Origin of the sequence: Streptomyces sp. NBC_00872 (assembly GCF_045161915.1) — a bacterium.
Classification (GTDB): Bacteria; Actinomycetota; Actinomycetes; order Streptomycetales; family Streptomycetaceae; genus Streptomyces.
The window spans coordinates 8,865,298-8,879,706 of record NZ_CP108806.1 but is presented as its reverse complement, the minus strand read 5'-3'; the positions used below and the strand labels follow the sequence as shown (position 1 = coordinate 8,879,706).

The window sequence follows — 14,409 nt, the reverse complement described above, 5'->3', positions numbered from 1 at the left end:
GCAGCGGAGATGCCGCGATGCCACACGTTCCAGCGACGACAGATGCGACATCACGTCACATACCACCCGCTCAGTGTGACGGCGGTCCAGGCAGCGGAAGATCCCCAGCTCAGCGTAGGTAAAGCCAGCAGTGCGGGAGGCCGCTGTCCTGAGTGGCCACTGCCCGGTGTTGTGTCTAGCGTTGGGGTGTGGCAGTCCGGGCCCGCGGCCTGGAGGGCATTGCGGAGCCGCAGCGGCTCGGCCCCTCGGCTTGCCCGGGATGTCACGCGGAAGCACCATACGCTCGGGGAATTCCCCGGAGGTCGACATGCCCCCCACCCACCACCGCACGGCGACAATCGGCGGCCAGCAGGTGTTCTACCGTGAAGCCGGTCCCGCCGACGCGCCGGTCATCCTGCTCCTGCACGGATTCCCCAGCAGTTCCCATATGTTCCGCCACCTCATCCCCGCACTCGCCGACCGCTATCACGTGATCGCCACCGATCACATCGGATACGGCGAGTCGTCCATGCCCAAGCCCGACGAGTTCGCGTACACCTTCGACAACCTGGCCAAGATCACCGCCGGCCTGCTCGACAAGCTAGGGATCAGCCGTTTCTCGATCTACGTCCACGACTACGGAGCCCCCATCGGCTGGCGACTGGCCCTCAACCCCGCCTACGACGTCACCGCGATCATCACCCAGAGCGGCAACGCCTACATGGAAGGCTTCGCCCAACCCTTCTGGGACGACCTGTTCGCCTACGCCTCCTCTCCGGGACCGGACACCGAACGCGGCGCACGAGCGAAATTCAGCGCCGAGACCACCCGCTGGCAGTACGAGAACGGAGCCGAAGACACCAGTCTGGTCAGCCCGGACAACTGGCGGCACGACCAGGCCCTGCTGGACCGGCCCGGCAACGACGAGGTCCAGTTGGCGCTCTTCCGGAACTACCCGAGCAACATCGACGGCTACCCCCAGCTCCAGGAGTACTTCCGCACCAGCCAGGTGCCCACACTCGCGGTCTGGGGCGAGCGGGACGAGATCTTCGGGCCGGACGGCGCCCGAGCCTTCTCCCGCGACCTCCCCGACGCGGAAGTCCACCTCCTGCCCGCAGGCCACTTCGCCCTGGAGACACATCTCGACGCGATCAGCGGCTACATCCACGGATTCCTCGGCCGCGTCCTCACCTGAGAGCGCAGCAGGGGTTCAGGCCTGAAGGAGGCCGCCGCGCTGTGAGCGCGCGCCCCCGGACGAGTCATGACAGCCGTACGGTTCGGCGAGACGCTCGGCGGAAAGCGGAAAGTCGAGAACACCACAGACCACCGCGGAGCCCGGTCGCGTGGGCCGGGCCGGGCCGGGCCCGCGCCGTGCGGTGGCGTGGCCGTACGACGGCGGCCGTACCAGCAGGCGGCCGGTGTCCCAAGTACGGGAAGATCAGGGGCTGTCGCCGGACCAGTCCCAGCGGGCCGGGTCGCCGGGGCGCGAATCGTACAACGCACGCCCCGTCGGCGCGGAGGTGCCCGAGTTCTGTCTGGAAGGAGGCGCTAGTGTCGATCTCGTCCGGCGTCCAGCCGATGAGGTCAAGGAGCAGGCCGTCCCAGTGGCCCGCCGACCAGTTCGGCGTAGGCACGGCCGGATCGCGGCGCAGGGTCGGGATCGGCGTCAGGGTCCGTAGCAGTCGTCCTTGTCGAAACTGAGATCCCAAGTGATCAGGCCCTTGGCGCACCAGTCCGAGTCCGCCGCCGTATAGGGTCGATCAACTGTCGCCACGTCCAGGTCGGTGGCTGACCCGCCATCCTGCCGAACGGCAGCAACCCCTCAAGCCGAGCCCGCTGACTGGCCGTCAGATCATCCCGTCCCACGAGACATGACCATCCACAACCGTGATCAACTTTCGCGGCAGATCAGTTCCGTTGATCCGGGCATATTCGAGCAAGGTCACCCCCAGGTGATGATCTGGACTGGCCGCCGGCCTGGGAAATGGCATTGTTTCCCAGCCCAAGGGCCAGTCCCCCTCGCGGTGCTCTGAGTGGGCGGTTCGTGAGTCTTTGAGTGGTTCTGCTGTCGCCTGATGGTGTGGCAGCGGGGCGGAATCTGCCGGTCCGCGGTTGTTGATCTGGTGATGTGTTCGGGTGAGTGAACGCAAGCCGTATCCGAGTGACTTATCGGACGAGCAGTGGTCGTTGATCGAGCCGGTGATCACCGCGTGGAAGGGCCGGCACCGCTCGGTCAGCGGCCACCAGGGCGCGTACGACATGCGGGAGATCGTGAACGCGATCCTCTACCAGGGGCGGACCGGCTGCCAGTGGGCCTATCTCCCGCACGACCTGCCGCAGAAGAGCGCGACGTACTACTACTTCGCCGCCTGGCGGGACGACGGGACCGACCAGGTCATCCATGAACTCCTGCGCTGCCAGGTCCGCGAACGCGCCCGACGATTAGAGGACCCGACCTTGGTGGTGCTGGACACCCAGAGTGTCCATGTGGCCGCCGGGGTCCCCGTCTCCACGAGTGGCCATGATCCGGCCAAGCGGGTGCCCGGCCGCAAGCGGGGCCTTGCCGTGGACGTCCTCGGCCTGGTCATCGCGGTCGTCGTCCTCGCTGCGAACACCCACGACAACGCCGCGGGAAATCTCCTGCTGGACCAGGTCGCCGAGCACGCCGGCGGAAGTGTCCGCAAAGCCCTGGTCGACCAGGGCTTCAAGAACCAGGTCGTCGCGCACGGCGCCGGCCTGGGGATCGACGTCGAGATCGTCCAACGCAACCCGCAGGTCAAGGGGTTCGTGCCGCAGCCGAAGCGGTGGAGGGTCGAGCAGACCTACGGGATCCTGATACTGCACCGGCGCCTGGTCCGCGACTACGAGCACCGCCCGTCCTCCTCCGTCTCCCGCGTCTACTGGGCGATGACCCACGTCATGACCCGGCGCCTCACCGGCGCGAACGCCCCCACCTGGCGCGAGACGGCGGCGGTGGCGGCGTGAACCTCCGGCCCCTGCTCGATGCCCTGGACCTGCAGGAAGACGCCGCCCGGGCCCTGGCCGACGACCTTCGTGCGCAGATCGACGGCCTGCAGACCCGGTTGCGGGAGGCCGAGATGCACCTGGAGCACCTCGCGATCACCCGCAAGACCGTCACCAGCCTTGCCGACCGGCTCCCGGCCGTCGCGCCGGACCTGCCCGAGCATCCGGACTACCCCCGCATCCTTGCCGCCTTCAACCACACGACCGGGCCGCTACGGGCCAAGGACGTCTGCGAAGCCCTCGGCCACGAACTGCTGCCGAAGAACGTCGAAGGCACCCGCGCCAAACTGAAACGCCTGGTCAAACTCGGCATCCTCACCGAGGCCGACACCGGCAACTTCGCTCGAAAGCAATAGCCGACCGAACCTCCACCAGCGTCCTTGCTCCCACCTCAGCCAGAAAAGGACATCACCTTACGAACCGCCCACTGAGGCCTCGACCTCCAGGCGACGGGGAACCCGCCGGGCCCACCACCCAGCCCCGTCCTCAGGTCAGCCAGGCCAGGGAACTGTGGCCTGGCGATATCGCTCGTCGATGCGGTCGAGTTCGGGCTGTCTGATCGACTGGACGCGCAGGGGCAGCAGCGGCCAGATCCTCGCGAGGGCGCTTCGGCACCAGATGCTGTTGTGGAACTCGGGTGCGCAGTCCGAGTAGCCTTCCTGTTCCAGCTCCGCAACGATGTCGCTCCACTGTTCGAGCAGAGAGTTGAGCGTGGGCTGCTGTCCGCCGGCCCGGGGGCGAGCGACGGCGGTGATGGCTGCACGTACTGCGTCGTATTCTTCGGCGCTCAGAACGACCGCGTCCGGGTGATCGTCTGCTGGGTTCATGCGTCGACTTTCTCTGAACTTACGCGGAGAGGTGATCAAGTCAGGGGTGTCGTCGCTCGCGGTTGAGTTCGTGGTACGCACGGAAGTCGCAGAAGTGCAGACCGTCGTTCGCTGCGCCAGACTCGATTTCCTGCAGGGGCTGGCCTACGTCGATTCCCCGCGTCGCCCCGGCCCTGGCCATGCTCCCGCTTGGGCCCGCCGTTTCTGATTGGAGTGCGGATCTGCCGCTCCACGGGGCAGACGCGAGGAGACGGCCCCGTAGAGCGGCCGCGATCAACACGATCGATCAACACGAACAAATGAACGGAGGACTTGTCATGGACTGGCGTCACAACGCGATCTGCCGGGAGGAAGACCCCGAGCTGTTCTTCCCTGTTGGCAATACGGGTCCGGCCCTCCTCCAGATCGAGGAAGCCAAGGCCGTCTGCCGCCGCTGCCCGGTCATGGAACAGTGCCTTCAGTGGGCACTGGAGGCCGGGCAGAACGAGGGTGTCTGGGGAGGGCTGTCCGAGGACGAGCGGCGAGCGCTGAAGCGTCGTACAGCCCGCCGCCGTCAGACGGTTGCCGCCAACTGATTTTTCCGGTCTGCCCGTTGCCTGCTCAGCCCGTACCATTCCCTCCGGTACGGGCTGAGTCGCCCACGCCCAAAGAGCGCCCCGAGTCTCACTTCCGCCCCCGTCTGACTGGAGCACTGGGCGATTTCGCGCCCACCCCACAGCACCACCCCGCTGGTGTCCGAGACTGGAGCGCCGGGCCTTCTCGCGATCAGTGGTGCGGGTCTTTCACGGCTTCGATCGGGACGCCGTGCCTGCTCAGATACCGCCGTATGCGCATGTCCCAGGTGTAGCCGCTCAGAAACACCACGAAGCCCAAGGCGAGGCCGCCGCCAAGAATGACGATCTGTCCGTTACCACTGTGGAACGTCCAGATGGCCACCGCGGCACCCAGAACGGCCAGCACGATCCCCCAGATCATCCGTCCCCGCGCTTGGGCGAGATCTGATCTGATCTCCACCCGCAGAGCTGGGGTCATCGGATGCGGACCGTCCGGACCTTCATTTGACCACCGTCTCATCTGTCCCCCCTGGAGTGATGGCGAGGGGACAGTACACCCTGCGGCGGCCATGCTCCAGCGCGCTGACCGGCGATGGGACTTCCACCTTGCGGCCTGGACCGCTACGCCGCAGGGGCGCTTCTCTCCCCACTCATGGGGATCACCGACCGGTAGTCAACCGCCTCCCGGCAACGCTGGTTCGCCGCCGACCTGGCCGCCGGTCGACGCACCGTCAACGGCTGATCCAGCAGGACGACCGACTGGGAGAGCAGTGGCCTGGAGCCAAAACGACTCCCCGACTGGTCCACACTCCCGGCCGGTGGTGGTGAGCCGGATCTCACCCTCGCGCCAGCCGCGCAGCGGGCGCAGATCCCGGCGGCGGATGCGCCCCCGTCCGCGCCCCGCCTGCGCTCCGCCGTTACGGGCATATCGGCCGTAAAGGAACGTTCACGCAGGCCGCGGGGGCATCCAGGACACCTAGCTCGGGAAACCCTTGCCACGGGAAACCGACCTTCGGTTCCCCGGAAAGGCCACCATGGGCAAGTTCACCCCAATCACCGCACTCGTCCTCGCCCCCACGGCAGCCCTCGCTCTCTACGCCGGAACCACCGCTGCCGCAGCGGCGCCCGCCGCCCTGCCCACTCAGGCGAGCACCCCCTCGGCGACAGCACCCGCGACCACGGCCCAAAACGGCGCGGTACGGACAGTCACCGCGTTCTTCGACCAGTACAAGAGCGCGGTCGGGGGCACCAACCCCAGCACGAACCCGCGCGAGGTTCGCAACAAATTCCTCACCGCCCAACTCAACGCGCGGCTCGACGCATGGGCCGACGAACACTCCGCCGACCCCGTCTTCCGCGCCCAGAACATCCCGCGGGACCGGTCCGTCTCGCTCGAAGCAAGCAACCCCCGCACGACCACGGTGATCGTCACCCAGTACTGGCGCGGCAGCGATCCGACGAAGGTCCGCTACACCGTCCCCACCCCCGGTGGCAAGATCATCGATATCCAGGACGCGTAGAAACAACCCGAAGAACCCCGAAACCGGACCGGAACCACCCCACCCCTTCTTTCCCGCCCACCGTGCCGCCCGCCTTCTCACCGTATGAGGAGGCGGGCGCACGCAGGAGGTTGCGACAGCGTCGGCGTGGCCCAGCATGTCGGGCACGGCCACGTCGAAAGACGGGTTGCTCCAACGCAGTGGGACAGCGACAGCTGAGCCACGTTCGCCCGTACTCTGCCAAGCACTTCGAGCAGTACGCCGGCACCAGGTCGCGGCCGGCCAGGATTTGGCCGATGCCGAACGCCACCGTCTCGGCGCTCCCCTCCATCTGCTCGTTGAACTTCGTCTGCGCCGTGCCGGTCGCGCCCTTTCGCATACCGTCCCTGCACCTCACACCCAGAAACGGACAGCGAGCGTAAGCAGCCCAGAGACGCCTCACGGTGCCAACTCGTCAAGGCGTCTGGATGAGACCTCCGAACACCGCCCGGTTGTAGAGCCGGTGATGCCACTCGTTGCCATCCGGGTCCGGCTGAGTCGTCAGTACGGGGTTCGGTCCTGTCTCGATGAGATGCAGAAGTGTCCAGGCGGCGCCGTAGCAGTCGTCCGGACCAAAGCAAGGGACCAGCGCCTTGGCCTCCTCTGCCGTCACCGGCCCGCAAATCGCGTGGAGCTGTTCCACGCGCCTGTCGATCTCCTCTTCGCCGGCATCCACGTCAGGAAGCGGGCCGGTGTGAACGAATGCTTGGACCTCGGGTCTCATCTGCGAATCGTCAGCCACTGAGACCGGTCTCGGCAAGCGATCTGAGCACGTTACGCTGCCGCTTTCTCCATTGGGACGGATGAGGAAGGGAAGGCGACCAGTTCGTCGAAGAGCGTGTGCTGCTGCACGCAGCGACAGAGCTGTCCGAGTATCCGATTGAAGAGGTTGCGCGGGGCGGCCGCGTACCAGTCCCGGTGTTCGTCACGACGTCGCCGGCAGTGGTCCTTGACCCCGGGGGATCCATTTCGCAGCGCGTCGCCGGCCCGGACCGATGACGGTGCGACGGTACGCCGCCGCTTATCTATCCGTCGACGCTATTCACAGGCCTTTCCTCCGGCGTGTACATTCTCCCTGTCGTAGCGTCAACAGTCGCCGAATAGTATGTCTTCTCGGTCTTCAGCGCGAGAAGCCAGTTTACCCGCCATGAGCCATCTCTCTGCTGAGCAAGAAGTGCGGGCTCCATCCTTTCAAATTTTTCACCCTTCAGCGAGAAGTGTTCCTCCAGAGAATTCCAAGCCTCCTTTTCGGAGCGTTTCACAGGAGGCAATTCGGGGTCAGGGATGTTCCTCGTCATCAGATCGGTAAGTTTTCCGCTGGGCTCAATCAGAACGTCAAGCCTCATCGGGAGAAGAACCTTCCCATTCCACCTGCGCCAGCTCACCATCCAGCCGGAATCCTGGTCTTGGTCAACCGGCTCGACCGTGATTTCAGAATTATCCAGACCCCATGATGCGTGGCGCTCGGCGTACTTCGTTGCCATACGTTCGGCGTCTTCCTTCTTATCCGCCCTCGCCGGTATTCCATCCACCGAGTATCCATGGCCTTCCTCCACGCGGCTCGGGATCAGATTGACATTGAACTCCTCCTTTCCTGGCCACTTCAGCTCTGCCACCCCGTCGCCTCCGCTCCCAGTTCTAGCGAGGGAAGCCATAATGGTCCCTGCCTGGCCATCTTCGCCGGGCGTGAACTGCACCGAACCAACGGCATACTCGTTTCCAAATGTGTGTCGCACGGCGGAGGCAATAGCTTCTTCCTGAGCCTGCGACGCGCCTATATCGCTCACCGTACGTTCCACCACTCTCGGTGAAACAAACAGTCCCCATGCTCCGCCAAGGACAACTGCACCAAGACCTACTGCGACCATTGCTCCTCGCGTACTGCGGCCCGAAAGAGGTTGCTGATCCTTGCCCAGTCCATTGAGGGCAGCACCAATCAGCACTCCTACGACCACCCCGGCAGAGTTCGCCACCAGATCGGAGGTGTCGCAGAGTCGCCCGACGAGTGAAACAGTTCCCTGCATGGTCTCAATTCCCGCAGAAAGCAGGAGACCGAGACCCAGCGTCACCGCGGGACGCCGGGTTGCCATTACTCCGAACAGTCCGAAGGGAACGAACATTCCGGCATTGAGCCTGCCTTGAATTGTCCGGAACGGCTCCATGACGTCTTTGTTGACTACACATTCAGAAATTCCCGTTCCTCCTCCCGTCGTCCACATGGTCAGGGCCACCAGACTGACGACAGAAGACATCCAGCACGCATATGTAACTGGTCGCCGGCTTCGGGAACGTGCCATGCGGTAGGCGATCCACCCACCGAGAATGGTGAGCAGTAAGCCCACCACAATAAATCCTTCATGGCCGCGGAAGACTGCTGTGAGCAACGTTCTTCTCTCCAGTGTGCGGTGAGGGATCGCCGCACACTTACAGCGCGACGAGCCCCACGGTTCAACTTGTTAACTTATCGAGGTTTGGACATGGCGCGTGCCCAGCTGCGTGCCCTTCAAGAGCAGTCGACGCGGCAGCGCTGTGATGAGGGGCTCGGGTTGAGGGGTGAGCTGGCGCTCGGGGCTGTTGATGCCCAGCGGTTGCGCGCTCTCGTGCGCCCGTACGGGATCAGCGTGGAGGAATCTCGCTCGCCAGTTCCTCCACCAGGTCGCCGTTGGCCCCGCCGGTGACCTGCACGTGCCCGCCACAAACGGCCGGTACGCCCTGACCGGCCGGCCCGAAAATCTCGTGCTCTGCGAACGGCTGGTGAATGCCCCGCACCCCGGGACGCCTCGTGTTCGCATAGGGTGCCCGTCACCGCCGGTGAGGCCCCGGAGAGTTGACGGACCGGCCGCACGGGATTCTCTGTGCGGTCCGTCGCCGTGGCGGTTCGACGGTGTCACGGCAGGTCTTCCCATCGGCCGAGCAAGTCCGCGGCGGTGGCGACGGTCGCGACCGCGTCAGCGCGGGTCCAGTGCCCCCGTCCGTTTGACTTATCCGATCACCACCGCCGACTCTGCTGCGGGAAACCGCCGGTCTCGGCCGGGTGGAAGCCTGCCGATTCGAGGGCTCGGCGGGCCGTGAAGTCGTCCTCGTAGCCGGTGGCGAACCGCCCGAGGGTACTGATGAACAGCTCGCTCTCACCGAACTCGATCACGTGGTACGTCCCATCGCCCTGCTGGTTGTGCTCGCCACAGGAGACAGGGTGCTTCGGCGCGAGGCCCGCCGCGGTCAGCGCGCCTGTCGCCCGGCAGAGTTGCTCGTCCTGATCGGGGCGCGTGGGTGGCTCGGTGCAGAGGGCTTCGATACGCCACCGGGGATCGCTCTGTCGTTCGCAGCCGCTCGCGTACTCATGCACGATCGCGCTGCGAAGTTCCTCGTCCAGACCAGCTACCTCGACCCGGGGGGCGCCCCAGGGTGTCGTATATCGCCCGGGTCTCCGCCGCGTCGCCGGTGAGGCGATGCAGCGCGTACGCGGTCCAGAGCTTCGCCTCGGTCGTCGGTGCTTCATCGAGGTAGCCGCGGAGTCGGTGCGGATCCGACAGGAGAGACTGGGCCAGGTGCGCGACGCCACGATCGGGGTCCGCCAGTGCCCCGGTCACATCCGCTCCGGTGCGATGCCGCATCCGGAGGTGGAAGACGCGGTCCTCCGGCCGCGCGTCGCCGAGGTCAACCAGGACCACCTCCGAACCGTAACGCGTGACCAGCGCGTCCAGTCCGGCGCCGAAGCCACTGCGAGTCGGTCGGGCGGCGGACTGCCGGCCCTGGTTGTCGAGGTGGCAGCGGGCGGTCAGGCGTCAGGGTCGACTTCGGGGTGCGTGAACCGCACGGGCCTGCCCAGCGACCGGGCGTAGGCGATTTCGGCTCGGGTGCTGTCTCCGATGTAGTCGCCGACTACGAGCACCTCATCAGCGAGCCGGATCTTCGCCCGGTGCAGATCGTCGAGTCGAACCTTCAGCGCCTCGGCCTCGACAGGATCGGACCAGAGTTCGTGCGGCGACTTCATGTCACAGCCCGGTTTGACGACAATCTTTCCGGCTCTGGTCTCCCGCAGATCGACCTCGGTCATCTCGGTCATGAAGCGGGTGGAGCCGCAGATCACGACGATACGCGGGAGGCTCAACAGCTTCTTCGCGTCGGCGAGCTTCTCCTCGGGGGTGAGCAGTTGCGTGTATGACACTGGTTCCTCCTGGTGGTGTGGTCCAAGGGGTGCCTGCGGAGACGAGAACGAGGCTGTCCAAGAACGTTTTGTGACGAACGACGTGGACACCCTCGCGACAGCACTCTATGCAACGACCGACGACATGCTGAAGGAGCATCCCGACCTGGCGCCGTGGCGCCAGCCGGTCGGCATTACGCCCCGCCTGAGCGATGCCGAACTGGTCACCCCCGCCACGATGCAGGCCATACTCGGCTACACCTCCGAGGCCAAATGGCTCCGCCATGCCCGTGCCCACCTATGCCAAGGGCGAGGAAGCCCGATGCCGGAAGGGCGACCCACCCTCGTGCGCGGGGCAGGCAGGCCAGCAGCCACGCGCCGAGTGACGGGCGAAGGGTGACGGTCCAGTCCAGGCTGGATGTCACGCCGCCCCCGGCACCGACACTGGCACTGGCACTGGCACCAGCGCCGACAAAGCGCACCACCCCGCAGAGCGTGGTGCCGCACTGCGATCGTTGGGCGGCGAACTTCTCCGCAGACGACGAGCCTCAACGGGCTGATATCCGCCAGTGCCTACGCAGGACGCACAGCCACGGACGCCGCAGGCCCGACGAGTTCAAGCACGTGCTCGTAGCTGCCGCTGCCCCGGACGGTCGCCACCCGTAACGCGCCATCAGCTCCCAGGGAAAGGTTCCCACAAGGCCGCCCGGTCTGGGTCCGGCGGTGGCCCCCACACCAAGGCACGAAGGTCGAGCAGCCCTGGCTTCTCGCCCTCCGTCAACGACGGTGCCTCCAGCCGGTCCGCCATCTCCTCCAGATAGGTCGTCAGCGACTCATACCGCGGAGTGCGATCCCGGTACCGGTCCCAGTGGCAGATCCGTCCGGTCTCGGCATCCAAGAACAAGCCCGAGGAGTTGTCGTGGGCTCCGTAGGAGCAAATGGGGATCCAGGCAGGCCGCCAGGTCGGGTACTCCTCGTTGCCGTCTCTACGCTGGATGTCCGTCATCATCTCGTACACGGAGACCACCGCGTCGAAGTCCATCAGAGCCCAGTCGCCGAGCATGAACGAGGCCCATGGCACGTCGTACACCCCGGCGTGTTCGCACCACAGAGCCCTCAGCCCCGGGGGTATCCGCACACCGATCCTGTCTTGCATCCCGGTGATCTCCCCTCCGATCGCGCCCCGCCGCAGCGCGGCCAGCGTCCCTGGCGCGTGCCGAACGAGCCACGCCTCGATACGCTGCCACGCGTCGGCGACCTGTCGTGCTTCAACCGCCGCCCGCTGCGCCTCCATCAGGCCACGCCGTACCTCATCGTCCATGGTGGTCACCGTACCGATCGCTTGACCGGCTCCTGAGTTGGCTCCACTCCGGATCCGCCGCGAGGGGTGCCCCTATCTCTTTGGTCAAGGTGGATGGGCGCTGGTTCGGGCGTCTGAAACGATCTGCCTGCGCATGCTGATCGTTCGCGGTGTGTAGGGGCGGGGCCGCTTGTGCTTCGTGCCGGTCGCGGCGAGCGCCTCGGACCAGGTCCGGGAGCGGTAGCACGCCCCGTTGCCGGTCAGGACGCGGCGGATCGAGGGCGGCGATGTCCTCCGCAGTGCGGGCCGGGCTCGTAACCGGGCGCGAGGAACGGACTGGCAGGCCGTCCTCGCCGTGCGTTCGCCATCGGCCGTACCACTTCGCCAGGCAGCGTCGGGAGATCCCCGGCTTCCGCCGCGACGTGTGCGATCGGCCGTCCGGCGTCGATCCGCGTGCACAACCGCAGACGCCCCTCGGGGGTTAGCGGTGCGTTGCGGTGCCCCCTTTTGTTGGCGCCCCGGGGCTCGCCGGAGGCGTTCTCCGCAGGCGTTCAGCAGAGGCGTTCAGCAGAGGCGCCCGCGCGGGAGCCCTGGCATCCCCGGGCTCCCGCGCGGGCGGCTGCGTCTGGCGTCAACGAGCGAACTTCGCGATGGCCGCCGGGGTGACCGGGGTGAAGAAGTTGACGAGGTTGCCGTCGGGGTCGCGGAACAGCAGCGATCGATTGCCCCAGGGCATCGTGGTGGGCTCGTTGACGAAGTCGGTCAGGTTCCCGTGCACGCGGTCCACGTCGTCGACGAGGAACTCGATGATCACGCTGTGGTTGTCGGCCGGGCGAGCGGCGCCCGGCGCGAACAGCGGCACAGTGCGGGTGCTGCCGATGGCGAGGGTGGCGCCGGGGGTCTTGAGTTCGGCGAAATCCTCGGTGGCCCAGGCCGCCTGCACCCCGGTGGCCTTCTCGTAGAACTCGACGAGGCGCGTGATGTCGCCGGTGATGATCCGGATCGAGACGAAGTCCATGGTGTTCTCCCTAGATACGTGGAGCCGTTGCACTTCGCACGCTAGAACGAATAGAGGACAGAATCGGTCCAGTATTGTCGCTAGGCTCTGGGTATGTCTCGACCTACTGGCCGCGTGCTCACCCTCCTGGAGCTGCTGCAATCGGGGGGCATCCGGACGGTTGCCGAACTGGCCGACCGGCTCGGCGTCGACGGCCGCACCGTGCGGCGGTATGTGGACCATTTGATCGACCTCGACGTGCCTGTCGAGGCGGTGCGCGGCCGCTACGGTGGCTACCGGCTCGGCCCCGGCTACCGCTTGCCTCCGCTCATGCTCAGCAACGACGAGGCGCTCGCCGTACTCCTCGGCCTGGTCGCCGGCCGCCGAGCGGGGTTGATGACGACGGCGGACACGGCGGGCGAGACGGCTGCGGCCAAGATCCGCAGGGTGCTGCCCGAGCGCGTCGCCCGCCGACTCGACACGGTCCTGGAATCCCTCGCCTTCACGGCTTCGCCCGGCGAGTTCGCCACCCCCGACGCCGAGGTCCTGCTCACCGTCGCCGACGCGGTACGCCATCGCCGGCCGGTCTCCATCAGGTACACCAACCGCGACGGCCGGCGCAGCGAACGCAGGCTGCACCCGTACGGGATCGTCGCCCATTCGGGCCGGTGGTACGTCACGGGCACGGACCCCGAGATCGGCGAGGACCGGACCTTCCGGCTCGATCGCATCGCAGACGCGAGGACCTTGCCCGGCTCGTTCGAGGCGCCCGAGGGCCCCGGTCCGGCACAGCGCGTCCTGTCCGGGTTCGCCACGGCTGAGTACCGGCATCAGGTGACCTTGCGGATCCACGGGACGGCCGAGCAGATCCGCGCCCGGCTTCCCGCCGGCGTCGCGATCGTGGAAGAGTCCGTGCCCGCGGCGGGCGCGGATCCGGAGACCGAGCGCTGGCTGCGTGTCGAGCTGCGGGCGGAGCGGCTCGACTGGTTGCCTCCGGTACTCGCCTCGCTCGACCGGCCGTTTGTCGTCGAACGCCCAGATGAACTGCGCGCCCTCGGCATCGCGTTCGCCGACCGCCTCGCCGCCTACGCCCGCCAGGTCTGACAGCGGGGAACCAATGTCATGAGGCCCAAGACCTGGTGGCCGGGATCATGGGGTCGGTCCGGTGCGGCCCGAGTGGGCGAACCACTTCGTATCCGGCGCGGCAGCCGCGTCTACTTCCGGGAGACGGTGGGCAAGAAGGGCGAGCTGAAACCCGGACGGGGGGAAACCCGGCTCACCGCAGCCGACCTGGAGCTGGAGGCAAGGGCGGATGTCGAACGTCCGCGTGAACCGGCGAGAGCGAAACCCGCACACCGTGATCGGCGCCGAGAGAAGCATTGACCGTATCGGTGGTGTCAGCGGCTCGTCGTAGGGTCCTGCCAAAGGTCCCCAGCCCTTCGGAGTCCCTGTGCCACACCCTGCTCGACTCGTGACCACGCTCGCCGCCCCTTGGGCCTTCTCCGGAGCTGACGCCGCCCCCCGTCTGGAGTCCTGGCCCACGTCGCGGCTCCTCGTGCAGCAAGGGGACACGGAGCTGATCGTGCGGAAACTCACGCCGCGGGCCCCAATCTCGCCCGTCCGCTTTCCGGCGCCCTGGCCGCGCCGGTTCGGCTCATGCGCGGTGTCACCTGCCGCTGATCTGGCTGTCTTCGCAGGACCACACGCGCTCCGGGCCGTCGACCGGTCCGGAAACGTGTGCTGGGAACTGCGGCACCGCTGCTGGGCAGGCTGCGCGGGGCATACGGACTTCACCGAGTACGCGGACGACCGGGATCACCGATACACCGGCAGTGGCTCGACCGGCTTCTCCGCAGACGGGAAGATCGTGTGGGCCCATGTCAGAGGCCCCCTGGCGGGCGAGGCCCCGGAGCACGACCGCGGGGAAGAATGGCTGGTCATCGACGCCGGGGACGGCACGGTGCCGGCACGTACGCAGACACGGACGGCGGCGGCGGGTTCCGTCCACGTTCCCCACCCGGACCCCGGGCAGATGGGTCTGAC

Annotated in this window: 14 protein-coding genes and 2 pseudogenes; 7 read left to right on the top strand and 9 right to left on the bottom strand. The window is 66.8% G+C overall.

The annotated features are described in order from the left end of the window. Positions 1–307: 307 nt before the first annotated feature. From OG214_RS37355 to OG214_RS37345, 3 genes are all read left to right on the top strand, one after another. The gene (locus tag OG214_RS37355) at positions 308–1,174 is read left to right on the top strand and encodes an alpha/beta fold hydrolase (protein WP_405987323.1); all 867 of its coding nucleotides are present in this window, start codon (positions 308–310) and stop codon (positions 1,172–1,174) included. A gap of 941 nt (positions 1,175–2,115) precedes the next feature. After that, on the top strand, positions 2,116–2,964 hold the full coding sequence (locus OG214_RS37350) for an IS5 family transposase (protein ID WP_331746046.1): 849 nt from the start codon (positions 2,116–2,118) through the stop codon (positions 2,962–2,964). Next, complete coding sequence (locus OG214_RS37345; protein WP_331746043.1) at positions 2,961–3,359, top strand: hypothetical protein; 399 nt, start codon at positions 2,961–2,963, stop codon at positions 3,357–3,359. Before OG214_RS37350 ends, OG214_RS37345 begins: the two co-directional genes overlap by 4 nt. A gap of 135 nt (positions 3,360–3,494) precedes the next feature. On the opposite strand, the gene OG214_RS37340 is transcribed toward OG214_RS37345, so the two are convergent. After that, the gene (locus OG214_RS37340) at positions 3,495–3,830 is read right to left on the bottom strand and encodes a hypothetical protein (RefSeq protein WP_405987322.1); all 336 of its coding nucleotides are present in this window, start codon (positions 3,828–3,830) and stop codon (positions 3,495–3,497) included. Between the two features lie 317 nt (positions 3,831–4,147). Here OG214_RS37340 and OG214_RS37335 point away from each other — a divergent pair, with 317 nt between their 5' ends. Further along, positions 4,148–4,405: a WhiB family transcriptional regulator gene (locus OG214_RS37335; RefSeq protein WP_363084735.1), complete on the top strand. Its 258-nt coding sequence runs from the start codon at positions 4,148–4,150 to the stop codon at positions 4,403–4,405. A 190-nt stretch (positions 4,406–4,595) separates the two neighbouring features. Here the strand turns inward: OG214_RS37335 and OG214_RS37330 are convergent, their stop codons facing one another. Further along, positions 4,596–4,862 carry a hypothetical protein gene (locus tag OG214_RS37330; protein ID WP_405987321.1) on the bottom strand — a complete coding sequence of 89 codons (267 nt, stop codon included), beginning with the start codon at positions 4,860–4,862 and terminating at the stop codon, positions 4,596–4,598. Between the two features lie 556 nt (positions 4,863–5,418). Here OG214_RS37330 and OG214_RS37325 point away from each other — a divergent pair. Continuing rightward, positions 5,419–5,904 carry a hypothetical protein gene (locus OG214_RS37325; protein WP_405987320.1) on the top strand — a complete coding sequence of 162 codons (486 nt, stop codon included), beginning with the start codon at positions 5,419–5,421 and terminating at the stop codon, positions 5,902–5,904. 433 nt (positions 5,905–6,337) lie between these two features. Here the strand turns inward: OG214_RS37325 and OG214_RS37320 are convergent, their stop codons facing one another. The 4 genes from OG214_RS37320 to OG214_RS37305 form a co-directional block, all read right to left on the bottom strand. Continuing rightward, positions 6,338–6,646, bottom strand: a complete 309-nt coding sequence (locus OG214_RS37320) for a hypothetical protein (protein ID WP_405987319.1) — start codon at positions 6,644–6,646, stop codon at positions 6,338–6,340. 301 nt (positions 6,647–6,947) lie between these two features. Beyond that, positions 6,948–8,174, bottom strand: coding sequence for a VanZ family protein (locus OG214_RS37315; protein ID WP_405987318.1), 1,227 nt, complete (start codon positions 8,172–8,174; stop codon positions 6,948–6,950). 737 nt (positions 8,175–8,911) lie between these two features. Further along, entirely contained in the window at positions 8,912–9,268 is a 357-nt protein-coding gene (locus tag OG214_RS37310; RefSeq protein ID WP_405987317.1) for a hypothetical protein, read from the bottom strand. A 432-nt stretch (positions 9,269–9,700) separates the two neighbouring features. Continuing rightward, positions 9,701–10,090, bottom strand: a complete 390-nt coding sequence (locus OG214_RS37305) for a hypothetical protein (protein WP_405987316.1) — start codon at positions 10,088–10,090, stop codon at positions 9,701–9,703. A gap of 70 nt (positions 10,091–10,160) precedes the next feature. Between OG214_RS37305 and OG214_RS37300 the strand changes: the two are divergent. Beyond that, a pseudogene (locus OG214_RS37300) lies at positions 10,161–10,370 on the top strand (IS982 family transposase); the annotation flags it as partial. A gap of 372 nt (positions 10,371–10,742) precedes the next feature. Here OG214_RS37300 and OG214_RS37295 read toward each other — a convergent pair. The 3 genes and pseudogenes from OG214_RS37295 to OG214_RS37285 all read right to left on the bottom strand — a co-directional run bounded on the left by OG214_RS37295 (position 10,743) and on the right by OG214_RS37285 (position 12,387). After that, a complete protein-coding gene (locus OG214_RS37295; protein ID WP_405987315.1) occupies positions 10,743–11,390 on the bottom strand; it encodes an SMI1/KNR4 family protein in 648 nt (215 codons plus the stop codon). A gap of 259 nt (positions 11,391–11,649) precedes the next feature. Beyond that, positions 11,650–11,836, bottom strand: a pseudogene (locus tag OG214_RS37290) (helix-turn-helix domain-containing protein); the annotation flags it as partial. A gap of 164 nt (positions 11,837–12,000) precedes the next feature. Then, positions 12,001–12,387 carry a VOC family protein gene (locus OG214_RS37285; RefSeq protein WP_405987314.1) on the bottom strand — a complete coding sequence of 129 codons (387 nt, stop codon included), beginning with the start codon at positions 12,385–12,387 and terminating at the stop codon, positions 12,001–12,003. 93 nt (positions 12,388–12,480) lie between these two features. Between OG214_RS37285 and OG214_RS37280 the strand changes: the two genes are divergently transcribed. Next, positions 12,481–13,470: a helix-turn-helix transcriptional regulator gene (locus OG214_RS37280; RefSeq protein ID WP_405987313.1), complete on the top strand. Its 990-nt coding sequence runs from the start codon at positions 12,481–12,483 to the stop codon at positions 13,468–13,470. Positions 13,471–14,409 lie beyond the last annotated feature (939 nt).